Source organism: Thermanaerothrix solaris, assembly GCF_032334255.1.
Taxonomy (GTDB): Bacteria; Chloroflexota; Anaerolineae; order Anaerolineales; family Anaerolineaceae; genus Thermanaerothrix; species Thermanaerothrix solaris.
Map to the genome: position 1 here is coordinate 782,047 of NZ_JAUHMF010000001.1, position 25,199 is coordinate 807,245.

A 25,199-nucleotide genomic window follows, 5' to 3' on the forward strand; every position below is an offset into this window, starting at 1 on the left:
ACCCCATGTTATGCTCTTCCCAAGCCCCCATAGACCTAACGCCGTCCTGCCCCTAGTTCCGCGATTTGCTTTAACACACTAAGAACGCTGATACCAACTTTGACACCATCCTGAGCGGTGAGTTTAACCTGGGATTGAGATTGTTCCGCCCGTTGAATCCATAAATAGGCTGCAATAAGGCCAGAAAGTAACCCCACTACCGCTCCCACGATCAGAGCGTTACGTTTCCACGGTTCCATCATCCTTGCTCTCCTGATTTAAATCTCATCATTTCAGATGGGTGCCTTAAAAGAGTTGTGGCCCGCTGTAGCATAGCGAAAATGGTATGAGCATGAACTACAGGTTGGACCCACCGATTGCACCAATTCAAAACCAAAATCCCCCCTTGTTCCATCCACATCCTTACTTTTTGGGTCCAGGTAGGAAGCTTAACCGTCAAGCGATATATCAGAAAGATCAAAGCAATGGTAATCACCAATCCTAACATGATGAGCACAAAAAACGGTGCCAGCAACCAGATTAAGGCAATAGCTGCCCATTGCCCGCTTCCTACTCCCAATGGATTCGGCATAAGGATGAGACCCATCGTTGGGATGATGAAAAGTAAGAGTGTGGCTAAAACAAGCGGAAGGTAAATCTGAGCCATCACCTGCGTTCGATGCCGATGACGAAAGGTTGAGGGATAACGCTCTTGGAGATGTGCCATACGTTTATTTTAGCATGCATTTCCCTGAGAAATGCAAAAACCCCAGAGACGCTTAGGCATCTCTGGGGTCTGATTCCACCCTAGGCTTAGACCGCTACGGCTTCACCGGCAACGACCGCCTGGAAGGTTAGCCCCTCGGGACCTCGATCCACTCGGATGGTATCACCTTCTTTGAACTCACCTGCCAAAATCTTTAGCGCCAGAGGATCCTGCAACTCGCGCTGAATCGCCCGTTTGAGCGGTCGAGCACCAAAGTCTGGGTCATACCCAACATCGGCTAGATATTGGCGCGCCGCATCGGTCACCTCCAATTGGTAACCGCGCTCTTGGATCAACTTCTCCAGTCGTCGTAACTGGATGTTGACAATCTGTATCAGGTGTTCGCGGGTCAGTGGCTTGAACACCAAAATCTCGTCAATTCGGTTCAAGAATTCAGGACGGAAGTATGCCTGCAACACCCGCGTCACTTCATCGCGAGTCACCGCTCCGTGACGATTAAGCCACAGTTCACTTCCTAAGTTGCTGGTCATGATGATCACCGTATTGCGGAAATCCACCGTCCGGCCATGCCCGTCGGTCAGACGACCATCATCCAGTACCTGAAGCAGAACGTTGAAGACCTCGTGGTGCGCCTTTTCGATCTCATCAAACAGGATCACACTGAACGGTCGTCGTCGCACTGCCTCGGTCAACTGCCCACCTTCTTCGTAACCCACATAACCCGGCGGAGCACCGATCAGGCGTGAGACGGTGTGCTTCTCCTGATACTCGCTCATGTCTATACGAATCATTGCGCGCTCATCATCGAAGAGCAGTTCGGCTAACGCTCGCGCCAGTTCGGTCTTGCCCACACCAGTCGGGCCCAGGAAGATGAACGAACCAATAGGACGATTCGGGTCCTGTAAACCGGCCCGTGCACGACGCACGGCGTTTGCCACGCTGTGCACTGCCTCCTCTTGATCCACCACGCGTTCATGCAGGCGATCTTCCAAATGGAGCAATTTTTGGGTCTCGCCTTCCATCAACCGCGCCACCGGGATACCCGTCCAGCGCGAGACAACCTCGGCGATTTCCTCGGCATCCACCTCTTCTTTCAAGAGCGCCCCTTCGCTTTGCAAGCGGCGCAGTTGCTCTTCGGCTTGGCTGAGTTGCGCCTCTAACTCCCGCAGGGTGCCATAGCGCAAGCGGGCAACTTTCTCAAGATCGGCACGCCGTTCGGCATCTTCGATCTCGATTCGAGTTTGCTCAATTCGCTCTTTTATCGCCCGCAGTTGTGCAATGGCTTGCTTTTCCGCCTGCCAGCGCTCATGCAATTGGCGCGATTGCTCTTTGAGTTCTTTGAGTTCCTCCTCAATTTTTTCCAGGCGTTCGCGCGAAGCTTTATCCTGCTCCTTTTGTAAAGCCTGTCGCTCAATCTCCAATTGCATGATCTGGCGATCCACATCATCCAGTGCTTGCGGCTTGGAATCAATCTCGGTGCGCAACCGTGCAGCGGCTTCATCAATCAGATCAATCGCTTTATCCGGCAAGCGACGGTCCGGAATATAGCGATGAGAGAGCGTAGCCGCCGCGATCACCGCGGCATCGGTAATCCGTACGCCGTGGTGGACTTCATAGCGTTCCTTCAATCCGCGCAGGATGCTGATGGTATCCTCTACCGAGGGCTCGGCAACAAATACGGGCTGGAAGCGGCGCTCGAGAGCGGGATCTTTCTCCACGTATTTGCGATATTCATCCACCGTGGTGGCACCGATCATATGCAACTCGCCCCGTGCCAGCATGGGCTTGAGCATGTTACTGGCATCCATGGCGCCCTCTGCCGCACCGGCACCTACAACTGTGTGCATTTCATCCACAAACAGGATGATCTCGCCCGCAGCCGCCGTGATTTCCTGCAAGACCGCCTTAAGGCGCTCTTCAAACTCACCGCGATACTTGGCGCCCGCAATCAACGCCCCCATATCCAATTGGATGATGCGCTTGTGCTTAAGGCCCTCGGGCACATCACCCTTGACAATGCGCTGAGCCAGTCCCTCGACAATGGCTGTCTTACCCACGCCAGGATCTCCGATCAGAGCCGGATTGTTCTTGGTACGCCGCGATAAGATTTGAATGACGCGACGGATTTCCTCATCGCGACCAATGACCGGATCTAACTTGCCCTGGCGCGCCATTGCCGTCAGGTCTCGACCATATTTCTCTAACGCCTGATAGGTATCTTCAGGCGTGGGTGAAGTGACCCGCTGGGTGCCGCGAATTTCGGCCAGGGCCTTTAGAATCGCTTCCTTGGTTAACCCAAATTGGGCTAACCGTTTTCCTTCCAGGCTATCGGCTAAACCGAGTAACAGGTGTTCGGTAGACACATATTCATCCTGCATGCCCTTGGCGTAGCGTTCGGCAGCAGCCAAAACATCGGCCAGGGCTTGCGAAATCCCCACCTGTGTTGTGGTCCCATAGACTTTTGGACGGCGTTCTAAATCCGCCCGTACCGAATCCCGTAACCCAATGACGCTTCCTGCCACTTTGGTAATGATGGCAGGGATGATTCCATCCTGTTGCTGTACCAAAGCCAGCAATAGATGCGCCGGCTCGATGGCCTGGTGATTCAAATCACGTGCTAATTGCTGAGCCTGAAAAAGGGCTTCTTGTGCTTTTTGCGTATACCGTTCCAAATTCATTGGAAACCTCCTTCTTTTTCGAATTTACCGCTAAAATAAATTCACAATTCGTGTTTAGATATAACCCGGCTCTGTAATAAATGTATTAGAGCCACATTAAAAATTTATATGCCCGCATAAATGCGAACAGGTGCGATGAACAGACAATTACCCCTTGAAGTTTATTGGTTGGGACGCGTAGATTACGATCTGGCCTGGACCCTGCAAAATCAAATCGCCGATGAGATTCGCCGAGGTTTACGCCCGGCAACGCTTTTACTCCTGGAACATTCTCATGTTTTCACCATCGGCCGGCGCGGTTCCCGCGCTCACATCCTTTGGGATGATGTGGAATGCACCCGCCGCCAAGTTATCCTTCGCGACGTGGACCGTGGTGGAGATGTAACTTATCATGGTCCGGGTCAACTCGTGGGTTATCCGATCCTCCCTCTTGCTCAAACCGGATGGGAGGGAGACCGCTTGCCCCAGACTGATTTTATTGGCTATCTGCGCCGTTTGGAAGACACCTTGATCGCGCTTTTAGATACCTACGGTGTCAACGCCTTTCGCCGCGAGGGGTTAACCGGAGTTTGGGTCAATCTATCCCTGCCCGGAGGCTCAAGTCTGCCGGCAAAAATTGCTTCCATTGGCGTGAAAGTAGATCGCTTCGGAATCTCTCGCCATGGGTTCGCCCTGAACATTACCCCCAACATGGAATATTGGAACGGAATTATCCCGTGCGGGCTTGAGGGGGTGCGGATGACCAGCCTGGCCGAATTGATCGCCCCCCCTCCGACCATGATTGAAGCGGCTGCGGCTATTGGCCCCATCTTCGCCCGTATATTCAACTTTGAGCCTTCCCTGCTCATAGACGGTCAGCCTTTATTGCAAAGTCTAACCGTCATTCATGGCTCATAATAGATTGGAAAGATCGTTCACCTCGCCAATCCACACCTCAAAAGGTGCCAACTTCAGTCGCTGATAAATCTCCTTTGGTTGATTATGCCTCGAGGAGAACAAAAGACGAACGGTACTCAAACCAGGAGGTAAATTGATGTCCTGGGAACAGGGTGAAAAGTTAAGTCCCACCAAACAAGTTTGTTCTGGCGCTAAACGCAGAAATAGCAAATAATCTTTCGTTTCATCACTCAGCGGCTGGTATTCCCCATGGCGAAGCGCCGGTGAGAGACGACGCACCTGAAGCAAATCGTGGTAGAAATGCAACAATGAATCGCGCTCATGTTCCTGTTCGGCTACATTGATCCCTTCCTGATAGTTAGGGTTAACCGGTAACCAGGGTTCGACATCCTTCGGGCAAAAACCCGCGTTGGGAGCATTGCGCCATTGCATCGGGGTACGACACTTATCGCGCCCATACGTTGCAGCATGAAAGGCAGCGTCTGCAGGTGGGGTTCCCAGCAAGCGCTTTTCAAGATCGTAGGCACGCAGCGCCAATGGATCGCGAAAGCGCGCGACATCGGTGAACAGGTAATCTGTCATGCCGATTTCCTCGCCATTATACAAAAATGGCGTCCCCTTGAGGGTTAACACAAGAGCCGCGAGCACCCGCACCAGTCCCTCATCATGCACGCCATCCCCAAACGCACTTCGCAGGCGTGACGAATCGTGATTTCCCAGCGTATTACACGGCCATGCCCCTGAAGGCAATTGAGCCAGTCGCTCCCGTTGATTCTGTAGCACCCATTGAGGGGTGATCTGCCGGGTACGCATCAGCGGAAAATTAAACACCAGGTGTAACTCATCCTTTCCATTACCGTAAAAAGCAATCTCTTCCGACTCCCCGACAAGCACTTTACTGGGGTACTCATCTACTACCGCCCTTAACTGACGCATCAGATCATGCACTTCTGGCATGTCTACCTGATAACGCACCAACTCATCAAACAGCAACCGAACTCGTAATTGTTCTTCTTGCGTTTGTGCTTTTCGCAGCATGACATACAGGTCATCAATGCCATAAGGTTTTCCATGTGGGGGTAAATCGGGATGCTCAAAAATTGTGCCCACAGCATCCAGGCGGAAGCCATCCACCCCTATATCTAACCAATAACGCACTACATCAAACATCGCCGCCTTGACCTCTGGGTTGCGCCAATTCAAATCCGGCTGCTCCTTGAAAAAGAAATGGTAGTAATACATGCCGGTCATGGCGTCATACGTCCAGGCACTCCCTCCAAAGGTCGAGCACCAGTCATTCGGCGGTTCTCCATCCCGACCCTCCTGCCAAATGTACCAATCGCGACGGGGATTGTTACGGCTGGAACGCGATTCCCGAAACCATGGGTGCTGATCTGAGGTGTGGTTTAATACCAGATCCAGAATCAAACGCATGTTTCGGCGTTTCATCTCCCGCAACAAACGCTTGAAATCATCCAGCGAACCATATTCAGGTGCTACTCCGTAATAATCGGATATGTCGTAACCGCAATCCACTTGAGGCGAAGGGTAATGCGGAGAAAGCCAAATAGCCTCCACACCTAGCCACTGCAAATAATCTAGAGAGCGGATAATCCCCTCGATGTCTCCAATACCGTCTCCATTACCGTCGGCAAAACTGCGTGGATAGATTTGATAGAAAACGGCCTCTTGCCACCATGAATTCTGCGATGTCACGATTGATCACCTCGCAACTATGGTTTAAATTGTGTTGTCTGGACTTAAGCCTTATTCAAAATTTGCCCCACCATTCCCTGAGAATTGATCTCAACCAACTGTACTGCATTAATTTCATTCCACCAGGGTTCAGGGGCAAACGCTTCAACGTGGATATAGTTGTCGCTTAAACCACGCAACCGCCACCCTTGTGGGCCTTTACCATCAACGGTCTCCCAAAGCACATTAACAACTTGTCCTATGAAAGTTTGACGAAAGCGCAGACTAGCCTCGGCTAAAACTTCACGCATCCGGCGGCTACGTTCTTTCTTAATCTCTGGCGGTACGTGATTGGGCAAACGTGCTGCCGCCGTGCCGGGACGGGGTGAATAGGCAAAGACATGACCACCAGCAAAAGCCATCGCTTCCACAAAGGCAAGGCTAGTCTCAAACTCGACCTCGCTCTCGCCTGGGAAGCCTACGATAATATCCGTGGTTACGGCAAGTCCCGGGATCATCCTGCGCGCCTGTTCCAGCAACGTTGCATATCCCTCTGGGGTGATTTTGCGCGCCATCCGCCGCAGGGTTTGCGCACACCCGGATTGCAGAGGAAGATGCAAATGCCGGCACATCCGCGGATTTTCCCACAGCCGGAAAAACGCCTCATCCAGATCCCATGGCTCTAGGGAAGAAAGACGCACACGGGGCACATCGGTCTCCGTCAGGATGGCTTCAATGAGATGGCGCAAATGGCGCGGTGGATTCAGATCATATCCCCAGGAGCCCAAATGGACGCCACTCAGGACCACTTCTTTCGCGCCTCCAGCTACGGCAGCCTGCACGTCGCGGATCACGTTCTCAATGCTCTCACTGTGCCCCTTTCCACGGGCGACCCGGGTTATACAGAACGTGCAGAAATTGTCACATCCATCTTGGACCTTAATAAAGGCACGCGTCCGCCGATGCAAGCCAGGAAGCGGTTCCCTTGCCAGGGGTTCCAAGTCAAAAACAGGGGTCCCAGTTAAATCGGCGACCAGACGCATCTTATCGGCGTTGGGCACTACCCGGCTTACCCCCGGCAGTGCCGCTGCGGCTGAGGGTTCCAAAGTCGCCCAGCAACCGGTCGCAATGATCTGCCCTGCCCCTTGCCGTGCCGCCTGGCGGATTTTTTGGCGGGAATCTGAAGCGGCTTCAGCGGTCACGGCACAGGTATTGATCACCACAATATCCGCTTCAGCCGCAGAGGCTACAATTTCATGCCCCCCGACGCGAAAGTTAGCGGCTAACTTTTCAATCTCGCTTTGGTTCAGACGACATCCTACCGTATCCAGGTACACCCGCATATCAACCTACCACTAAGGTTTAAACACATAGAAATTATCAAAAATCACCTCGACCCCAACCTGGTCAAACGTCCCGGCAAAAACACCCACATCACCCGAATTATACCGATGATCCTCGGTTTCAAGAAGCTTCTCCCGATCCACATAGAGAGTTAATCGAGGCCCTATGCAATCCGCCCGCAGTAAATAAGTTGACCGATCTCGCTCCAGAGAAGCGAAGTAGGTCAGGGTGGTACCTGTTAAAAGATGATACCCCTCCTCATCCACGACCGCAATTCCGGCGTATCCATCGCTACTGATGATAAATGCATAAAACTGACCAGGGTTTTGATAACGACATAACAGGCCAAAGTCGTTATTCAGAGGCCCGCCGACGACCTGGGCTTCCACAGCCAGGATGGCATCCTCAATCTGAAAACCGGCCAAAGACCAGTAATCATAATACGGCGCCTTAATTGAGAAACGTAATCCACCCTCTTGATAACCAATTTTGGCTTGTTCGCTCTCCCACTGCTGCCATCCGCGCTGCGGATCAGAAAAATCATCGTAAAACCATACATGGTCCTGGGAATCAGAAGGGGTGAGGCTATTTATTCTGTCACACCCTCCCATCCCCACCAACCATAACAGCACCAAGACCGTTCTAGCGATAGCGATAATACCGCTCCAACAGCCGTTGGGCTTGAGCAGCCAGTTCGGGGTTATTAGTCTGAGTAGCCACTTGTACCAAGGCCTCATAAGCGCTCTCCCATTTTTCTTGCCACAGCCAGATTTGTGCCTGATGCAACCGCGCGGACCAATAGTTTGCATCCCTGGCCAGTGCTTGGTGCAAGAAACGTTCCCCTTGAGCAGCGTCACCCAGTAAAAACGAAATCCACCCCATCAAGTCCAGTGCCTCAGGGTTATTGGGCTCCAACTCAAGGGCCCTTTGCGCAGCAGGAAGAGCATAAGTTTGCACGTCAAGTCCATAGGTTAAAGCAAAGCGTGCGTAGAGTCGCCAATAATAAGCGTCTTGAGGTGCCAACGCCACCGCTCGCTCATAATATGCCACTGCTAAGGCAATATTGCCTAATGCGGCATACGTTTCGGCCACTTCTACTTGCCAACGAGGTTCTCGTGGAAATTGCTGCGCTAACCCCCGATAAAAGTAAAGGGCACGCTCAGGATGTCCCAAGCGGCGCCAGTATAACCCCCATGCTGCACGCACAGCCTCCGAGTTGGGGGCTAACTTAAAAGCCATACGCAACTCGTTCTCTCCCCCTTTGCCCAATTGCTGGCGGGCCTCACTCAGTAAGACCCACCCTTCAGCGTACTTGGGTTGTCTTGTGACCACCTGCATGAAGGCCTCTTCGGCCAAGTCCCAATCTCCCCCCCGCCCTAAGGCTTGCCCCAGGTGAACCAAACTTGCCACTTCATCGGGATACTGTTGGAACTCCAAAAGCGCAACCCGCAACGATGGATCAATCGCAGGTGTCTGTTCTCCTGTAGCGTCAAGGGTTTGCATACATCGTAAAGCCAGAGAAGGATCAGACAGAGCAAAAAAACGCACTGCCAATAATAAGGCTTGAGGCTCGGCAGGGAATTGATCAAGCCAGCGCCGCAATCCTTCGCGGGCCAGGTTCAGATCCACAGACCTCAAACGCGCAACAAGAGCATGTCGCTCTCCTACCGAAAGTTGAGCATTACCTATTAAATCAAGCCATATCTGAATGGCAGATTCTACGTTACCAGTCTGCCAATAGGCCTCGGCTAGTTTCTGCTGTATATCTACTGATAATGTTGTAAAGTCAGCCAGCCGAGTCAAAGCCTTAATAGCGAGGTGATAATCCCCAGTTTCATAGGCAAGCAATCCAATCCGACGCCAAATCTCGGGATGATCCGATAGATATTCCTCCAACCGCAACCAAGCCGATAACGCTTGGGATTTATCCCCCCGCGCTTGAGCCAGTTGACCTTGACCCATGAGATGGTCGGTCTCCCATGGACGAGGCCATAAATTAATGCCCATCACAACAAAGAAAATCAGCAGGAAAAGCGCATTTTCAAACCAGGTCGCATAGCGTTTCCAGAACCGTCTGAACCAGAGCGGTTTCAGAGACAATCCCGGAATTCGTTCGCTGTTCATAATGCCATTATAATCAACCCAATTCGATCTCACAGGAGACTCAGAATAATGCCAAGAGACCCCTTACCAGCGTGGTTTATTGATGAAGAATCGCTCCAAACTCGCTGGGTCACACCAGAACAATTGCCCAACTATCCACTCCGCAATCCAGATGTAGAGAGAAAATTATTGCCTATTTGGCTTCAGGAGCGCCTACCCATCCGCTTTCGGTCCTGGCAACCAAGGGCACTCTCTTTGATTGGATGGGCTAATACTTATCCCTATCCATTAAAATAATTAGAGCCACCGAAGGGAATCGAACCCTTGACCCGCCGCTTACGAAGCGGCTGCTCTGCCGGCTGAGCTACGGTGGCGTGGCAAAAATTATATCTCAGGACTTAGAAATTCGACAAGGCTTTCTATGCTGAACATCGCTATGATTTCCTTCCATACCTGTCCCCTGGCAACCCTGGGGGGAAAAGATACCGGCGGTATGAATGTCTATGTTGCCGAACTAACCCGCCATTTGGGTCAGATGGGCGTCCACGTAGATGTCTTCACCCGCTCTCAAGATGAACATGTCCCCCATGTCTTACATAACCTGGGATTCGGTAATCGTGTTGTTCATATCCCTGCCGGCCCCGAGAAACCCCTGCCCAAGACTGAACTTTATAATTACCTGGGCGATTTCGTCCAAGGTATCCTCGAATTTGCCCAGGCCAAACACATCCACTATCACCTCATTCACAGCCATTACTGGCTATCGGGGTTAGCCGCCGAGTCCCTTAAGCGCACCTGGGAGGCGCCGATATTACATATGTTCCACACCCTAGGGGTAATGAAGAACCGGATTGCTCGCACTGAAGTCGAGCGCGAATCGCCCTTGCGCCTGGAAAAAGAAGCCCATTTGGTCCAAACCGTTGATCATATTGTAGCCGCAACCCCTGCCGAAAAGGCACAATTGGAATTTCTCTATCGCGCTGATTCCAGAAAGATAACCATTATCCCACCCGGTGTTGACCTAAGTCGCTTCTACCCAATTGCCAAAGACGAAGCACGCGCTTTCGTCGGTGTGCCTTCTGAGGCGAGAATGATCCTTTACGTGGGGCGTATTGATCCACTTAAAGGCATTGAGACCCTAATTCGCGCCTTGCGCTTAATTCAGGATACCGGCCGCTTAGCCTGTTGTCCTCATTATCTGGCCATCATTGGCGGTGACCCATCCTCCGATTCCCAACAACTCGATTCAGAGATGGCTCGCTTACAGCGCCTGAGCAAGCAGCTGGGCGTCAAGGATGTGGTGCTATTCCTCGGTAAACAAGCTCAAGAATCTCTCCCTTATTACTATTCTGCTGCGGACGTGTTAGTTCTTCCTTCACATTATGAATCCTTTGGCATGGTAGCCCTGGAAGCCATGGCCTGCGGTACTCCAGTGATTGCCTCTCAGGTGGGAGGGTTACCCTTCCTGGTCCGGGATGGCATGACCGGATTTGTCGTTCCCAACGATGAACCCTCCCTACTCGCGGAGCGCCTGACCCAACTCATCTTAGATGCTGATCTCCGTGAACGGATGGGTAAACAGGCCATTGAGCATGCCCAACCCTATGCCTGGCCGAAAATCGCAAAGCAAATTCTTCGTCTGTACCAGAAAATACTCGCTTTATCCCCTACCTCTTTGACCGCCTCTAACGAAGCCCCGCTTTAGAGCAATTTGCCTAAAAACACAGCAAGCGCCTGCAACGCCCAAAACCACCCCCACAACGCTGCCCATAAGCGCTGTACACGTTCTCGGCTCAGGGTAAGGATCCAGAGAACAATTGCTCCTAAGACGCCGAGAGCAACATACCCTGAAATGACGAGCGTTTGATTCAATATGGGCCATATGCCGGCCATTGCTTGCTGCGAACCAATCCACAAACGCGCCACAGCAGCCAGAAATACCGTTAAGACAAAGAATTTCACCCCAATTGGAAATACTGACTTCCACAGAATTGTACTGACCAGGGCTATAACGACCAACAATAACAGAATAGTTGCGCCAGGCACCTGGGCACCACCAACTCGTTCGCTTAGTATGATTACAACCCACATCACGCTTCCGCTGGCCAGCCCTGACCAGCCCTGCACGATTTCGGAATGCGTCTGAAGAATGGCGTGATTGAGTAATACAATTCCCACGCCTAACAACGCCACCAGATAAACCAGCAAACCCGAAATGCCCCAAAAACCCTGAATGGGCGCGGCAACCATGTGCAATGTTAGCGTCAATAGCACCAATGCCGCCATTGGAATGAGACCATCCCAAAATTTGCTGGGGAGGTCTCGGGTCACGTTTCCCCAAAAACGCCCAATCGTACCTAAAACGGAACGCCTCGGCTGGGCAAAAGAGCGTTCCGAAACCGAAACACCCATCATAACCGGGGCCATTTCCTTTGGCTCGGGTACGATTACAGCATCACTGGTGCGGCGCGTGGATTTGGATTTAACAGTTTCTTGATTCAATGCAGTTGCAGTCTGACCACCTGACTTACGGCTTTTTCGTGTCACGTCGCTCCCACCCCATCCCTAGGCTTTATCAAATCCATATCTTTGGCCGAAATAGCCATTTACATTCCCAATATTAATCCCCACCATGGATCTCGTCAATTCCGCCTACTTAACAACTGCTTTTCAACTTTCTAGGGATATACCGGGTTGTCAAGGCGAAATCCATAACCACGAACAGTTACCAAATAAGGATACTCGGCATCACTGGCCGCTAGACGATCCCTCAGACGCCGCACCAGGGCATCCAGCGCCTGATCTGATACTCCCAGTGATTGCTCTTCTCCCCATACTGCCCGGATGATCTCCTGCCGTGAGACGGCCTCACCCTGGTGATCGTAGAGAATTTCCAAGAGCCGAAACTGAGGTACCGAAAGAGGCGGTAAAACCTCACGCCCCATTACCCATACGCGATGAGATTGTTTATCCAGATAAAGGCGTCGCCGTGTAGGCTCGGTCTCTTTTTGCCAAGGTATTGGCTCCAACAAGGGGAGAGTCGCATCCGAAGCAAGGTAAACAAAGTGTTGCACCAAGGCAATCTGGATCAAATCGCCATCTTCCAAACGCACTTGATCCTCAATTCGCCGCCCGTTACAAAATGTTCCATTCTTGCTTCCTAGGTCCTCCAAAATCACATTCTCCTCAACCAGCACAAGGCGAGCATGATAGCGCGAGACCTGACGGTCAGGGATGACTACCTCACACCGCGCATCTCGCCCGATGGTCAAGGTTCGATCAACCACCCATCGTTGGCCATTCAACGGCCCGGTTTGACCAATGAGCAATGGAAATTCCTTATCTTGATCATTCTTCATCATGGTTGTCCCAATTTTTAAATTCCGCACAATGGCTCCTCCAACCCTCAGTTATAATATAACAGAAAATGAAGATGAAGGATGCGCCCTTTTAGGCTGACGTTTACGCCGCGATTCATTCGTCAGCCCCAAGAATTGTCGTTCAGGTCATCACGATTATGCCTATACCTCTAAAGTCCGGGAGTGTTTTGCGGAATCGCTACCGCATTCGCCGCATTATTGGCCATGGTGGGATGGGGAACATTTACCTGGCCGATGACTTGCGCCTGGAAGGCCGCCAATGTGCGCTAAAGGAAGTAGAATATGATCGTTCTTTGCCCTCGGATCTGCTAAAAGAAGCCCGTGAGCAGTTTTTCCGTGAAGCAACAGTTTTGGCACGCTTGGATCATCCCAATCTTCCCAAGGTATCCGACTTTTTCTCCGTTGAAGAACGTGATTACCTAGTCATGGATTATGTGCCGGGCAAGGACTTGCGCACGATCATGTTGGAAGCCAAGGCTAGACATGAGTTTCTACCCGAAAGCGAGGTTCTAAACTGGGCCAACCAGTTAGCTGACGCGCTTCTTTACCTTCACAGCCAAAACCCGCCCATCCTGCACCGTGATATTAAACCCAGTAATCTCAAAATTACCCCGAGCGGCTTGCTTAAACTGGTCGACTTCGGGCTGGTCAAATTGGCAGCACCTGGCGAAGTAACTATAACCATTTTGCAAGGCCAAGGGACTGCGCTCTATACCCCTCTTGAACAATATGGAGGCGATGGCGGGCATACGGACGTCCGGAGTGATATTTATGCCTTTGGCGCCACACTCTATCATTTGCTTACCAATACCCCTCCGGCGGATGCAAAAGAACGCTTCCTCAACCCAGATGCATTAATTCCACCACGGCAGATTAACCCAGCCATAAGCCCTCGCACCGAACGGGCAATTCTATGGGCAATGGGTTTACACCCTAACGAGCGCCCTGAAAGTGTGGAAGAATTTCGCCTTAGCCTGATCGGTGATCGTCCCAGTATCTCACGTCCATTGCCAAAGCAATCCAGGGTGACTTCTAAATGGTACTTTTTAACCCTTCCCGCCGAACGGGCGTTGCTCTATACCGCTATTGTAATAAGCCTGCTTGGTTTGATTCTCACTCTGATTCGTTGACCCCCAGCCAGCGTTCTAACCGGGACCGCAAATAGCCCCCTGTTATCTGCCACAGCCGACTCAACCCCCAGCCAATACCACAGCCAAGCAAAACCGCTATCACGATCCCTACGATTCCCGCCTGCCCCATTCCATTCTTGGCACTAGGAAGCACAACACTTGCCAGATAGGCGATCATTCCTCCAATAATTGTGAACATCGCCTGCTGAAACGCTAAACGGATAGGCACCACGCGAGCCGCTAACCCTCCAACCCCCATGCCAACCCCCCAAACCACAAACACAGACACTAACCACATCCCCACTGAAGCCCCCTGGTCTTCTGTGCTCTCTGGTTGAGGCGTAGACGTGGGCAGCTCATTGGTAGGCGTTGCCCTTGTCTCGGGAGTTTGAGAGGGTATCGGCGTAGGCAACACCGCAGTTACCGCTGCTTCCTGGCCATTAGTGATGTTAATGGTAACAATTTGCGACAATAGCGCCGGATCACTCACGGCGCGGATTTCAATCGGAACCGCCTCAGCAATCTTATAGGTGGTTTGAGCAACCCCCTGGTTGGTGACCGTTTCGACTTGCTGTTGGATCCGCTTTTCCCCTACCCCCGCTGTGATCATAAAACGCACTACGGTACCATCGGGAACCGGGTTACGATTATGATCATAGATGAGGCCAGTGCGGATCAGAATGACATCTCCAACCTTAAAAGCAGGAACTTCTGTCGACTGTGGCGTTGCCTGGGAGGATACCGCCCCCTCACTCCCCACAGGTTCCACCAGGATGGGAATAACCTGGGTTGGATCCGGCGAGGTAGCCGTAATTAAATCATAGCCTATGCCAGGTACTGAAACCGGAGGGGCTCCCACCGGCACCACCTCCTGAAAGAGCACCCGTGCCGCCATATCTAGAAAGGGCGGGGCTTTACTGTAAACCCCATAATAAGCCGTCAACTTGCTAACATCCGTCGCATCGAGATAATATGGTGCGTTAAAGGCAAAAACAATGACCCGCTTATTGCGAATAAGATCGGGCCGTTCAGTCAACAACCGTCGTAAGGCATCTGCTTCAGGATGGTCACGGCGCGGATTCAAAATCGAGAAAACGACCCACTCTGCTTGACGGAGATTATTATCCAACGCCGTCATTTCCTGTCCGCCATTAAGATAAGCGGTGAGATCTTGAAATGAATACGCAGAGAGGTAAGCCTCATTGATCTGCCCCCCTGCCTGCGGTCCATATAACCTCACCACGGCTTTTTTCAATCCATCCACGGAAAAGATGGCCTGCTCGGAACATGTGCTACACTGCCGCGCATTTTGTACATCCGTAAAAAAGATCATTCCCTCTCGCGGCGCCGGTGGGCGTGGTAGGGTATCGCTTAACTCAGCAGCGTCGGGGCTCAGTAACGTTACTGATTGCCGGGCTACCTCAAAGACAACAGATTGTGAACGCCCCACCTCATTCAACGCAATCGGTTCAGGAAGCACATCCTCAATAGTGAAGGACGGATAAAGACGATACTTCAACGTCAAGATGCGCAACACTGAGGCATCCACGCGTTCGGCAAATGCAGCATCTTCCAGATATTTTTGAACAAAGGAATCCAGTGTTTTAGTCAGAGCATCAAGAGAATTTGCATCGGCCGAACCAACAAAATTATTCACGTACAACAGATCATTTCCGGCCAGAAAGGCAGTGCGAGCCACCAGGCGAGGGTCAAAATTCTGACCGGTAGGATCAAAAAAGCGCTTGACCGCATTACTGCCGAGGTTATCACTGATGACCAATCCGCCACCTCGATACCAGTTGCCGATTGGGTCAAGGCGGAGCAATTGCTCCAATGCCGTGGCATCGAGTGAGATGGGTCGGGTGCTGGCGCGGATATTCCCTTGAAAACCCTGATAACGGATATGCGAAACCAAAACGCCATCCGGAGCAATGGGATCTCCTGGTAACGCCTGAGTTACCGCAAAGAAGGGTGCCAGTTCAATTTGTTTAAGTTGCTCCAAGGATTTCCTTACCGTTGCCACCTCTTCTTCGGGCGAACGGTCTGAACTCCCTTGGCCCGGAAAATGCTTGGCAATCACTGCGATCCGCCCATTGCTCCCGGCATGGACCCCACGGATAAAGGCTTTGCCCATTTCTCCCACCCAGTAGGGGTCGCCACCAAAGGTGCGCGTCCCCAGATCCTCACCACTCATGCCTAAGTTGGGAACATCTAAGACGTCAAGAGAGGGGCCAAGGTAAAGATTGAACCCCAACGCGTAAAGTTCCTTTCCTAGAACTTGCCCCACCTGTTCAGCCAAAGTAGGTTTCCAGGTGGCTCCAATGGCCATCGCGCTAGGAAGTGGCGTCATCCCGTTAAAGATTTGATCGTTAGGGTAAAGATCCCCCTCTTGGGATATTCCCATAAGCAAAGGAATGTATGCCCAGCGAACCGATTGCCCGGTGCGTGGATCAATGGTTGGGGTCTGTGATGCTTCCCATTCCACCTGTTGCAAATTGCGAATTAGATCCGCTGTCTGAGCCACAGTACCGTCCGGCCCAACAAAGTTATCATTAGCCGCACTGAGTACCACCCCACCCACGTGGTAACGGGTGATTAACGTATAAATTGGTGTATTTGGGCCGACATCACGCCCCTGAAATGTGACCAAAAACAACTGCCCTATTTTCTCTTCCGGAGTGAGTTGAGCCAATAGTTCACGTGCCCGTGCCTCGGCCTCACTTGAGGGCGCCTGAGCGCGGCTCGGTGCAGGGAAGGAAAGAATACCGAGCATCGCAAACAAAACAAGAAGCCAAATCCATCTCTTCCCCCAACCGCTGGCTTTAGGTTGACCCTCTGAATTACCTAGGATTGACACTCGACTCATCGTTTTGGAATGGTTTCACCTGTTTGATCAGATAACGGGGTCTTTACACGTGAACGGATCTGCATCGCCAGGGCAGGATCATCAGTGAACACACCATCTGCCCCCCACCGAAATAGAGCCTCCAAATCCTCAGCTCGGTTAACCGTCCAAACATGCACCCGCCGTTTTCGGCGATGCTCCTGTGTGATGCTTTCAGGAGTTACATCGGCAAGAAAGGGGTGAATAATACGCGGCGAAACCCAGCGCATAAAATTGGAACGCGCCAACCACCCTGCACGCCCTTCCAGGGCGAGCAAGGCAACCGGACATTCTGGTAACAAGCGGTGAATTCGAATCAGATTCCACGGATTGAACGATGAGAAAAGCACCCAATCTTCCAACCGGTATTCGCGTACCAATTGCGCCACCTTTATCGGTAACGGATCTAAGGGCGCATTATAGTTGGTAAGTTCCACATTAATGAACAAACGTCGCCCAAATTCTTCGAAAACCTCCCGCAGTAGAGGAACCTTCTCTCCCCGAAACTCCGCCGAGAAAAATGAACCTGCATCCAGACGTCTTATCTCATCCAGCCTTAAGTGCCGCACTTCGCCACGGCCATTTGTGGTACGATCAACGGTCATATCGTGGATGACGACCACCTCGCCATCCGCGGTTAATTTAGCATCTAACTCAATCGCTTCCACCCCCTGCTCCGCAGCCAAGCGAAACGCTGCGAGAGTGTTTTCTGGTGCAAATGCCGAAGCACCACGATGGGCAAAAATAACCGGTTGAGGCAGTTTTTCTAGCATGTCACAACTCGACAAAATAAGATTCAGCCGCACGATCAATCAAATCCGTGCTCATTTCTGGTTCAATTCCCAGATAACGTGAGATATCTAAAATCTGGTCACATAAGTCACGCGGGTGTGAAGCGCGCAAATTACGATTTCGCTTTATATAGTGCTCTTGCAGCAGATAAGCCAAACCCTGATCACTATACTTAATCCCTTTTTGGGCTGCGACACGGCGGAAAATCTCACGATATTCCTCATACGAAGGATCAGGGATCTCAATTTTATGGCGCAATCGCCTCAAGAACGCCTCATCCACCAAATCTTTGGGGGGAATATTGGTTGAAAAAATGACCAACACATCAAACGGAATTTCGAATTTACGGCCGGTATGTAAGGTCATGTAGTCAATGCGATTCTCAAGCGGCACAATCCAGCGATTTAACAAATCGCGCGGACGCACTAATTGGCGTCCGAAGTCGTCAATGAGCAAGATTCCTCCATTCGCCTTGACCTGGAAGGGTGCCTCATAATATTTCAACGTATCATCGAACACCAAGTCCAGGCCAGCCAGGGTCAATTCACCCCCGGTAACGATAAACGGGCGGCGGATCAATACCCAGCGAGGATCTCGGCGCGCCCCGGTGCGCAGAGTACCTGTGCCTTGCGTCATGTTTTCTTCAGCTACCCGTTGGTGATTTACCGAATCATAAAGTTTGATCACCTGACCATCCACATACAGCGCATAGGGGATATACATCGTCTGCACCTGGATCAAATCCCCAATTGCGCGCGCTACCGAGGTCTTACCATTGCCCGGCGGACCGTAGAGAAAAATAGAGGTACCGGAGTTTACCGCTGGCCCGATGCGCTGATAGGTAGATTCTGAAAGGACCAAATGAGCAAGCACCTGACGTAAAAGACGATTGGTTACTTGAAGTCGTCCCCGGCTCTGCTTGCGAATGGCCTCATTATAAACGTTCAGCGGCACCGGCGCTGGACCGGCATATTGACTACGTTCCAACGCTTCCCGAGCCCGTGCAATACCTACACCGGTAATCCCATAAACATAAGCACCTTCCCCTAATCCCATCTGTGAGGTGCGCACCTCGATACACTTCTCGCGCTTCAAGGCATCTAAAATCTGATCCACCACCCCGGTAAAAGGCAGAGCAATCTCTTCGGCCACCTTAAAGCCGCTCATATACCCCTGGAAATAGAAAATTTTTAGCACCAGGTCCTGTAGCCACAGCGGCGACAACCCGGTCTCTTCAATTCGGGTAATCGGAGGCGGGACAAAAGGCGGGGGTTCCAATGGAGGCGTGGGAGGGTTATTGGGGACGCTCGATTTTGTAGGAGTGTTCATCCTTACCAAACCTCCATAAAGAATGGGATAACGTAATCTGTTATTCGATTATAGCACGGGGTAGCTTGCGCAAACGGCTTGCCTCTTATATAATGCCATTATGATGAAGGTCAGTGTTGTTATCCCGGTTTATAACGAACGCCAAACCATCCGCCAAATTGTTCAGCGCGTCCTTGATACCGGCCTGGTATATGAAATTATCATCGTTGACGATGGCTCCACGGATGGCACCCGCGACATCCTCAAAGAATTAGAGAACCACCCCCCTATCCGGGTCATCTTACACCCTGCCAACGCAGGTAAAGGGGCCGCGGTGCGAACTGGTATCCAAAATGCTCGTGGCGATGTTATTATTATCCAAGATGCAGATCTGGAATACGATCCACGTGAATATCCCAAACTTTTACGCCCCATTGAAGAGGGGATCGCCGACGTAGTTTATGGATCACGCTTTCTCGGCGGAGCACGCCGTCCCATCCTCTTCTGGAATATGGTGGCTAACCGCTTGCTGACCTTTATTACCAACTTTCTCTACAATAACATTCTGAGCGACATGGAAACCGGATATAAGGTCTTCAAGCGCGAGGTGATCCAGAATATCCCTCTCCGCGCCCAGCGCTTTGATTTTGAACCGGAATTCACGGCCAAAATCCTCAAGCGTCACATTCGCATTTACGAAGTTCCCATAGACTTTAACCCACGTGATTACTCGGAAGGGAAAAAGATCAAAGCCTGGGATGCGTTTGAAGCCCTGTGGGCCTTGATTAAGTACCGCTTCGTGGATTAACTCTCATGCTGGCTTGAAATCGCGCACGGTCAGTTGCAGAGTTGCCTGACCGTTATAGTGGTTAATTCCAAGCGTGTAAACCACGTCAATCCGCGGGGTAATTTCCGCAAACCGATCCCCTTGCCTAAAAGCAATGGCATCGAAGATAAACCGCCCATCACTCAGTTTCAGCGCAAGATGTTTGCCTTCCGCTCCCACCAAGCGCGCCGAACGTACCTCTACCCCTCGGGAGAGAAACGTGACTTCGGGGTTGCCCAACCCAAATGGCTCAAACCGATGTAAATAGGATAGGATTTCCGGACGAATCTCCGAAAGAGGCAGTTCAACATCTACACGCAACCTGGGAAAAAGTTCGCGCTCGCGCAATGTGCGCTCGGCAATATCTTCCAAACGTTCAACCAAGAGTGAGAGTCTCTCGGTACGCACCGTAAAGCCGGCTGCCAAGGCATGCCCACCATGGCGATCCAGCAAATCAGCACACTGATCCAGGGCTTCGGTAATATGGAATTCAGGGATACTGCGACAAGAGGCCTTCGAAAACTCTCCCCCTCGCACTCCCACCACGGCTGGTCGGTAATACGCTTCGACCAGGCGCGAGGCCACTAAGCCCACAACCCCTTCATTGAAGTCCTCTTCAAAAACAACCAACAAATGACGGGAATGGGGGTCACGCAATACTTCTTCAGAGCGACGTTGCATCGCCAGGGTCAAGCGTTGACGCTCACGATTGCGATCATCCAATATTTGCGCCAGCCGTAAACACACCTCCGGCTTATCGGCCACCAACAAATGGTAAGCATCCATGGCCGTTTCCAGTCGTCCGGAAGCATTTAGGCGCGGCCCAAGGATAAACCCGATCCCCTCCGTATCCACCCGGGTTAAATCATATCCGGCAGCGCGTGCCAACGCGACTAATCCCGGCCGTTTCCCTTGGCGCATTCGAGTTAATCCTCGTTGAACCAGAACCCGATTTTCCCCTACCAGGGGAACCACATCGGCCACCGTGCCCAACGCTACCAAATCTAACCAGTCCTCAGGCTGAACACCTGAAATTTGGCGCTTCATTAGAAGTGCCTGCACCAGTTTATATACCACCCCCACTCCCGCCAGGTTCTTCTCCGGATAGGGATCATCTGCACGCTTAGGTGAAACTACTGCTCGTGCTGAAGGAATTTCGGACTTGGGATAATGATGATCAGTGATAACAATATCTAAACCCCGGCGATTTGCAACCTCCACCTCGTGAATCGAACGTAGCCCACAATCCACCGTTATGACCAGGTCGGTTCCGTTCGCAGCGAGGTCCTCAATTGCCATGGTATTCAGGCCGTAACCCTCATCGAAACGGCTGGGGATATAAACCCGTACATCTGTTGCCCCCAGGTATCCTAACACCTCATAGAGCAAAGCACTGGCCGTTACGCCATCCACATCATAATCCCCATAGATGACTATACGCTCACCATGATCAATCCCCCACAAGATGCGGTCAACGGCACTGTCCATGTCCTTGAGCAGCCAAGGATCATCTATAAACACTTGACCATTGAGAAACGCCTCTGCCTGTGCCTGCGTCTCAATGCCCCGATTGTAAAGTAACTGGCGAACCAGAGGAGGGTAAATAGCGAGTGCAGAATCAACCACAGGTGGAACCGGCGCAGAGATTTCCCAGCGTCTTTCCAGCCGAGGGGACATTATCCGACCTCCTCATCTTTGGATTCAACATAAATGCGCGGTAATCGCGCCATCATATTGGTCACAACCTCATAATTGATCGTTCCCCACCGCCTGGCCACTTCTTCCACTGAGATAAAATTTCCACCCTGGCCGCCAAAAATTACCACTTCATCGCCCGGCATAGCCTCAATGACATCATCCAATTGGACCATGATCTGATCCATACACGGAGTGCCCAACACTGGAGCCTTTTTGCCGTGAATAAGCACTTCGTTCCCCAATATCCGGCGAATCCCATCCGCATACCCGGCAGCAACGACCCCGATGCGTTCGTGGTCCTGTGTGACATAACGATGACCATAACCTACACCGCTCCCCGGAGGTAAGGTTTTAATCGAGACTAAACGCGCTTTCAATGCCATGGCTGGCCGGAACGAAGGGGGGAGAGGCGTCTCTGGGGAAGGGTGTAAACCATACAACGCAATTCCTGCCCTTACCAAGTCATAACGCGCTTGTGGAAAATTAAAAATCGCCGCCGAATTGCTGGCATGAACCCATCGCGGACGTAAATTCATGATGGTGAGTGTTTCCAATATTCCATCAAAACGCCGAATTTGTTCTAAAGTAGGAGCAGGATTGCTCTCGTCTGCCCGTGCGAAATGGGTATATAGGCCCTCTACCTTTAGTCCGGGTAAAGTCATCAGCCAGCGGATAAAATCCACTGCTGCATCCGGTAAAACCCCCAAGCGTCCCATCCCAGTATCCACTTTAGCATGCACACGCAATTCGCATCCTATTGCCTGGGCTCGTTTGGCGTAGGCCTCTGCTGTTTGAGAATCAAAAACGGTCAAACAAATATCTTGAGCCAGAGCTTTTTCAACCCAAAAAGGATGAGTATATCCTAAGACCAGTACTTGGATCTCACGGCTAAAGCGTCGAACCTCTAAGGCCTCCTCGATCCGTGCTACACCACACCAAGTTGCACCAACTCGCGTTAGAGCCGGTACCACCCCACTAATCCCATGTCCGTATGCATTGGCCTTGATGACGGCCATCACCGGTCGTTGGCTGATTGCCTGTAAAAGATGATAGTTATGTTGAATGGCCCCCAGATCAATCTCCAACCAGGTCGTGAGCACCTCTTCTTCCATAGGGGTATAGTATAAGCACCTCTCCCGCTCCCTGCAAGCCTTGTCGGAAAAATAACCTCTCTGGGTTACACCAAATCACTAGATGCACCTGTTGACCGTGCTCTGTAACGCCCTTAAAATAATTTGTGGTCATGGACTTTTTGCCTGCTGGTTTCTTCCGCCCGGATCATGATCCACCTTAGCGTGGGGGTCTTCACTGTGTATCATCATGGATTGTTTCCCAATTTATTGGAGAAAATTTGTGGTTAAAAAGCCAAAGGAGTGGCGACCATGTTTATGAACCCTTTCCCCTCGAAGCGAGCCCCGGTTTATGCGGATGTACCCGATGAAAAATGGTACGATTGGCGCTGGCAACTCAGCAATCGTCTAAACACCGTTGAAGAATTTGAACGCGTGTTACGGTTAACTGACAGTGAACGCAAAGCCCTCAGCCAAAAAGGCCTCTTCCGCGTGGACGTAACCCCTTACTTTGTTTCCCTGATAGATCCTGACGATCCTGATGATCCCATCCGCAAACAGGTCATCCCGCGCGAAGAAGAAATCGTCCCATTTACTGGGATGATGGAAGACTCGCTAGCCGAGGATCAGCATTCTCCGGTACCCGGGTTGGTACACCGCTACCCCGATCGCGTGTTGATGCTAGTGACCACGCAATGTGCTTCGTACTGTCGCTATTGTACGCGGTCACGCATTGTCGGTGATCCCAGCGCTACCTTCTCACGCAGCGAATTCGAATTGCAATTGGACTACTTGCGCCACACCCCGCAAGTGCGCGATGTCCTTCTCTCCGGTGGTGATCCCCTCACCCTGGCTCCTCGCCTGCTAGAGGAATTGCTCCAGAAACTGCGTGAAATTCCGCATATTGAGATCATCCGTATTGGAACCCGTGTCCCGGTATTTTTACCGATGCGCATCACCGAAGAACTCTGCACCATGTTAGAAAAATACCATCCGCTATGGATGAATATTCATGTCAATCATCCCAACGAGATCACCAAAGAACTTGCAGAAGCCTGTGATCGTCTCTCCCGTGCTGGCATCCCATTAGGGAATCAGTCGGTGTTGCTGGCAGGTATCAACGATTGTGTTCATGTTCAACGCAAACTGGTGCATGATCTGGTACGCATTCGGGTGCGTCCGTATTACCTCTATCAGTGCGATTTAGTAGAAGGAGCTGGCCACTTCCGCACCCCGGTCGCCAAGGGGATTGAGATCATTGAGGGCTTACGTGGACATACCTCTGGCTATGCTGTCCCCACCTACGTGGTGGATGCCCCTGGAGGTGGGGGAAAGATCCCAGTCATGCCCAACTATCTTATTAGCATGTCCGATCACAAGATTGTTTTACGCAACTATGAAGGCTACATAACCACCTATGAAGAACCCTTAGACTACAAACCCCATGATCCTAAAACTTGCGTTTACTGCCGGAACAAACGCCCTGAACCGGGCCAGAAAGGCATCACCGCCCTGCTCGATGGCGAAGAGATGTTCATAAAACCCGAAGGGTTTGACCAGTTGCATCGCCGTGGCGGAGGTATCCATCGCTTACGCGCCGACCCCACAAAGTGGAAACCCCTTGGGATAGGACAAGGTAACGACGAGGTCGAGCCGAAGAATGAGTAAAATCCCCAATAATCAATAAATTCAAAGGAGGTACTTATGCATTACCGACGTTTAGGACGCTCGGGTCTGAAAGTCAGCGAAATTTCGCTAGGTGCGTGGGTCACCTTTGGCCATCAAATTGACGAAAAAACGGCCATTGACCTGATCCATGCCGCTTATGACCACGGTATTAACTACTTTGACAATGCCGACGTTTACGCCAACGGCCAAGCCGAAATTGTTATGGGCAAAGCCATTAAAGACTTGCCCCGTGAAGCCCTGGTTATCTCCACCAAGGTATTCTGGCCCACAATGCCAGGGCCCAACGGGCGTGGCCTTTCTCGGAAACACGTCATGGAGTCTATCCACGCCTCATTACGTCGTCTGGGCACGGACTACGTAGACCTTTACTTCTGTCATCGCTATGACCCAGATACACCCCTGGAAGAAGTTGCACGGGTCATGGACGATTTGATCCATCAGGGCAAGGTGCTCTATTGGGGTACTTCGGAATGGCGTGGCGCTCAAATTACTCAGGTATATGGTATATGCCGTCAATACGGATTAATTCCCCCGACCATGGAACAACCTCAATACAACCTGCTCCATCGCCGCCGGGTAGAAGAAGACCTGGCGCCGGTATGCCATGAGTTGGGGATCGGCTTGACCACCTGGAGCCCACTTGCCTACGGTATCCTCACCGGCAAATATAATGAGGGTATCCCCGCAGGTAGTCGCGCTTCGCTTCCCGATATGGCGTGGATCCGAGACATGATCACCCCCGAGCGCATCGCAAAAGTGCGCCAGTTGACCGACCTGGCCAAAGAACTCGGAATCACCCCCGCTCAATTGGCCATTGCCTGGATCCTCCGCCGTAAAGAGGTTTCCAGCGTCATTACCGGAGCAACACGCCTGGAACAACTGGATGAGAATCTGGGTGCAGCAGAAGCCGTGGAAAAACTTACCGATGACGTGCTGGAACGCATTGATCGAATCGTCGGCGTTCCCAGTGAGAACGATTAATGGCTTAGAAACGAAGAC

At 51.6% G+C, this 25,199-nt stretch carries 20 protein-coding genes and 1 tRNA gene; 6 read left to right on the plus strand and 15 right to left on the minus strand.

Translation table 11 applies throughout. From position 1 onward, the window contains the following. Positions 1-35: 35 nt before the first annotated feature. The 3 genes from QYE77_RS03530 to clpB all read right to left on the minus strand — a co-directional run bounded on the left by QYE77_RS03530 (position 36) and on the right by clpB (position 3,384). Positions 36-242: a hypothetical protein gene (locus tag QYE77_RS03530; RefSeq protein ID WP_315623978.1), complete on the minus strand. Its 207-nt coding sequence runs from the start codon at positions 240-242 to the stop codon at positions 36-38. Further along, positions 239-706 carry a hypothetical protein gene (locus QYE77_RS03535; protein ID WP_315623979.1) on the minus strand — a complete coding sequence of 156 codons (468 nt, stop codon included), beginning with the start codon at positions 704-706 and terminating at the stop codon, positions 239-241. The genes QYE77_RS03530 and QYE77_RS03535 overlap by 4 nt, the downstream gene beginning before the upstream one ends. Before the next feature lie 86 nt (positions 707-792). Beyond that, positions 793-3,384: an ATP-dependent chaperone ClpB gene (clpB, locus tag QYE77_RS03540; protein ID WP_315623980.1), complete on the minus strand. Its 2,592-nt coding sequence runs from the start codon at positions 3,382-3,384 to the stop codon at positions 793-795. A 135-nt stretch (positions 3,385-3,519) separates the two neighbouring features. On the opposite strand from clpB, the gene lipB reads away from it, so the two are divergent. Next, the gene (lipB, locus tag QYE77_RS03545) at positions 3,520-4,281 is read left to right on the plus strand and encodes a lipoyl(octanoyl) transferase LipB (RefSeq protein ID WP_315623981.1); all 762 of its coding nucleotides are present in this window, start codon (positions 3,520-3,522) and stop codon (positions 4,279-4,281) included. Here lipB and QYE77_RS03550 read toward each other — a convergent pair. The 5 genes from QYE77_RS03550 to QYE77_RS03570 form a co-directional block, all read right to left on the minus strand. Continuing rightward, complete coding sequence (locus QYE77_RS03550; RefSeq protein ID WP_315623982.1) at positions 4,276-5,997, minus strand: glycoside hydrolase family 13 protein; 1,722 nt, start codon at positions 5,995-5,997, stop codon at positions 4,276-4,278. The two genes, lipB and QYE77_RS03550, sit on opposite strands and share 6 nt — an antisense overlap. 44 nt (positions 5,998-6,041) lie before the next feature. Continuing rightward, a complete protein-coding gene (locus QYE77_RS03555; protein ID WP_315623983.1) occupies positions 6,042-7,319 on the minus strand; it encodes a MiaB/RimO family radical SAM methylthiotransferase in 1,278 nt (425 codons plus the stop codon). A 12-nt stretch (positions 7,320-7,331) separates the two neighbouring features. Next, positions 7,332-8,057, minus strand: a complete 726-nt coding sequence (locus QYE77_RS03560; protein WP_315623984.1) for a hypothetical protein — start codon at positions 8,055-8,057, stop codon at positions 7,332-7,334. Next, entirely contained in the window at positions 7,963-9,444 is a 1,482-nt protein-coding gene (locus tag QYE77_RS03565) for a tetratricopeptide repeat protein (protein WP_315623985.1), read from the minus strand. The genes QYE77_RS03560 and QYE77_RS03565 overlap by 95 nt, the downstream gene beginning before the upstream one ends. A 280-nt stretch (positions 9,445-9,724) precedes the next feature. Next, positions 9,725-9,797, minus strand: a tRNA-Thr gene (locus QYE77_RS03570). Between the two features lie 47 nt (positions 9,798-9,844). Between QYE77_RS03570 and QYE77_RS03575 the strand changes: the two genes are divergently transcribed. Next, entirely contained in the window at positions 9,845-11,128 is a 1,284-nt protein-coding gene (locus QYE77_RS03575) for a glycosyltransferase (protein ID WP_315623986.1), read from the plus strand. Here the strand turns inward: QYE77_RS03575 and QYE77_RS03580 are convergent. Both QYE77_RS03580 and QYE77_RS03585 read right to left on the minus strand, forming a co-directional pair. Beyond that, entirely contained in the window at positions 11,125-11,970 is an 846-nt protein-coding gene (locus QYE77_RS03580; RefSeq protein ID WP_315623987.1) for a hypothetical protein, read from the minus strand. The genes QYE77_RS03575 and QYE77_RS03580 overlap by 4 nt on opposite strands. 131 nt (positions 11,971-12,101) lie before the next feature. After that, positions 12,102-12,812 (minus strand): FHA domain-containing protein, encoded by a 711-nt coding sequence (locus tag QYE77_RS03585; RefSeq protein WP_315623988.1) that lies wholly within the window; start codon positions 12,810-12,812, stop codon positions 12,102-12,104. Positions 12,813-12,940: 128 nt separating this feature from the next. On the opposite strand from QYE77_RS03585, the gene QYE77_RS03590 reads away from it, so the two are divergent. Next, positions 12,941-13,933, plus strand: a complete 993-nt coding sequence (locus tag QYE77_RS03590) for a serine/threonine-protein kinase (RefSeq protein WP_315623989.1) — start codon at positions 12,941-12,943, stop codon at positions 13,931-13,933. Here QYE77_RS03590 and QYE77_RS03595 read toward each other — a convergent pair. The 3 genes from QYE77_RS03595 to QYE77_RS03605 are packed head-to-tail and all read right to left on the minus strand — an operon-like array spanning position 13,917 to position 18,938. Continuing rightward, on the minus strand, positions 13,917-16,790 hold the full coding sequence (locus QYE77_RS03595) for a glycoside hydrolase family 3 N-terminal domain-containing protein (RefSeq protein ID WP_315623990.1): 2,874 nt from the start codon (positions 16,788-16,790) through the stop codon (positions 13,917-13,919). The genes QYE77_RS03590 and QYE77_RS03595 overlap by 17 nt on opposite strands. 5 nt (positions 16,791-16,795) lie before the next feature. Further along, positions 16,796-17,590 carry a glycerophosphodiester phosphodiesterase gene (locus QYE77_RS03600; protein WP_315623991.1) on the minus strand — a complete coding sequence of 265 codons (795 nt, stop codon included), beginning with the start codon at positions 17,588-17,590 and terminating at the stop codon, positions 16,796-16,798. A gap of 1 nt (position 17,591) precedes the next feature. Next, positions 17,592-18,938, minus strand: coding sequence for an ATP-binding protein (locus QYE77_RS03605; protein WP_315623992.1), 1,347 nt, complete (start codon positions 18,936-18,938; stop codon positions 17,592-17,594). A 100-nt stretch (positions 18,939-19,038) separates the two neighbouring features. Between QYE77_RS03605 and QYE77_RS03610 the strand changes: the two genes are divergently transcribed. Next, positions 19,039-19,725, plus strand: a complete 687-nt coding sequence (locus QYE77_RS03610; protein ID WP_315623993.1) for a glycosyltransferase family 2 protein — start codon at positions 19,039-19,041, stop codon at positions 19,723-19,725. A 3-nt stretch (positions 19,726-19,728) separates the two neighbouring features. Here the strand turns inward: QYE77_RS03610 and recJ are convergent, their stop codons facing one another. After that, the gene (recJ, locus tag QYE77_RS03615) at positions 19,729-21,420 is read right to left on the minus strand and encodes a single-stranded-DNA-specific exonuclease RecJ (protein ID WP_315623994.1); all 1,692 of its coding nucleotides are present in this window, start codon (positions 21,418-21,420) and stop codon (positions 19,729-19,731) included. Beyond that, on the minus strand, positions 21,420-22,541 hold the full coding sequence (alr, locus tag QYE77_RS03620; RefSeq protein ID WP_315623995.1) for an alanine racemase: 1,122 nt from the start codon (positions 22,539-22,541) through the stop codon (positions 21,420-21,422). The genes recJ and alr overlap by 1 nt, the downstream gene beginning before the upstream one ends. A gap of 282 nt (positions 22,542-22,823) precedes the next feature. Here alr and kamA point away from each other — a divergent pair, with 282 nt between their 5' ends. After that, positions 22,824-24,179: a lysine 2,3-aminomutase gene (gene kamA / locus QYE77_RS03625; RefSeq protein ID WP_315623996.1), complete on the plus strand. Its 1,356-nt coding sequence runs from the start codon at positions 22,824-22,826 to the stop codon at positions 24,177-24,179. A 36-nt stretch (positions 24,180-24,215) separates the two neighbouring features. Then, complete coding sequence (locus QYE77_RS03630; RefSeq protein ID WP_315623997.1) at positions 24,216-25,181, plus strand: potassium channel beta subunit family protein; 966 nt, start codon at positions 24,216-24,218, stop codon at positions 25,179-25,181. Positions 25,182-25,199: the final 18 nt, after the last annotated feature.

Excerpts from the sequence above, each read along its gene's own strand:
- QYE77_RS03530 (WP_315623978.1), bottom strand. The coding sequence starts at position 242 with ATGATGGAACCGTGGAAACGTAACGCTCTGATCGTGGGAGCGGTAGTG.
- QYE77_RS03535 (WP_315623979.1), bottom strand. The coding sequence starts at position 706 with ATGGCACATCTCCAAGAGCGTTATCCCTCAACCTTTCGTCATCGGCAT.
- clpB (WP_315623980.1), bottom strand. The coding sequence starts at position 3,384 with ATGAATTTGGAACGGTATACGCAAAAAGCACAAGAAGCCCTTTTTCAG.
- lipB (WP_315623981.1), top strand. The coding sequence starts at position 3,520 with ATGAACAGACAATTACCCCTTGAAGTTTATTGGTTGGGACGCGTAGAT.
- QYE77_RS03555 (WP_315623983.1), bottom strand. The coding sequence starts at position 7,319 with ATGCGGGTGTACCTGGATACGGTAGGATGTCGTCTGAACCAAAGCGAG.
- QYE77_RS03560 (WP_315623984.1), bottom strand. The coding sequence starts at position 8,057 with ATGAGGCCTTGGTACAAGTGGCTACTCAGACTAATAACCCCGAACTGG.
- QYE77_RS03565 (WP_315623985.1), bottom strand. The coding sequence starts at position 9,444 with ATGAACAGCGAACGAATTCCGGGATTGTCTCTGAAACCGCTCTGGTTC.
- QYE77_RS03575 (WP_315623986.1), top strand. The coding sequence starts at position 9,845 with ATGCTGAACATCGCTATGATTTCCTTCCATACCTGTCCCCTGGCAACC.
- QYE77_RS03590 (WP_315623989.1), top strand. The coding sequence starts at position 12,941 with ATGCCTATACCTCTAAAGTCCGGGAGTGTTTTGCGGAATCGCTACCGC.
- QYE77_RS03600 (WP_315623991.1), bottom strand. The coding sequence starts at position 17,590 with ATGCTAGAAAAACTGCCTCAACCGGTTATTTTTGCCCATCGTGGTGCT.
- QYE77_RS03605 (WP_315623992.1), bottom strand. The coding sequence starts at position 18,938 with ATGAACACTCCTACAAAATCGAGCGTCCCCAATAACCCTCCCACGCCT.
- QYE77_RS03610 (WP_315623993.1), top strand. The coding sequence starts at position 19,039 with ATGATGAAGGTCAGTGTTGTTATCCCGGTTTATAACGAACGCCAAACC.
- recJ (WP_315623994.1), bottom strand. The coding sequence starts at position 21,420 with ATGTCCCCTCGGCTGGAAAGACGCTGGGAAATCTCTGCGCCGGTTCCA.
- kamA (WP_315623996.1), top strand. The coding sequence starts at position 22,824 with ATGTTTATGAACCCTTTCCCCTCGAAGCGAGCCCCGGTTTATGCGGAT.
- QYE77_RS03630 (WP_315623997.1), top strand. The coding sequence starts at position 24,216 with ATGCATTACCGACGTTTAGGACGCTCGGGTCTGAAAGTCAGCGAAATT.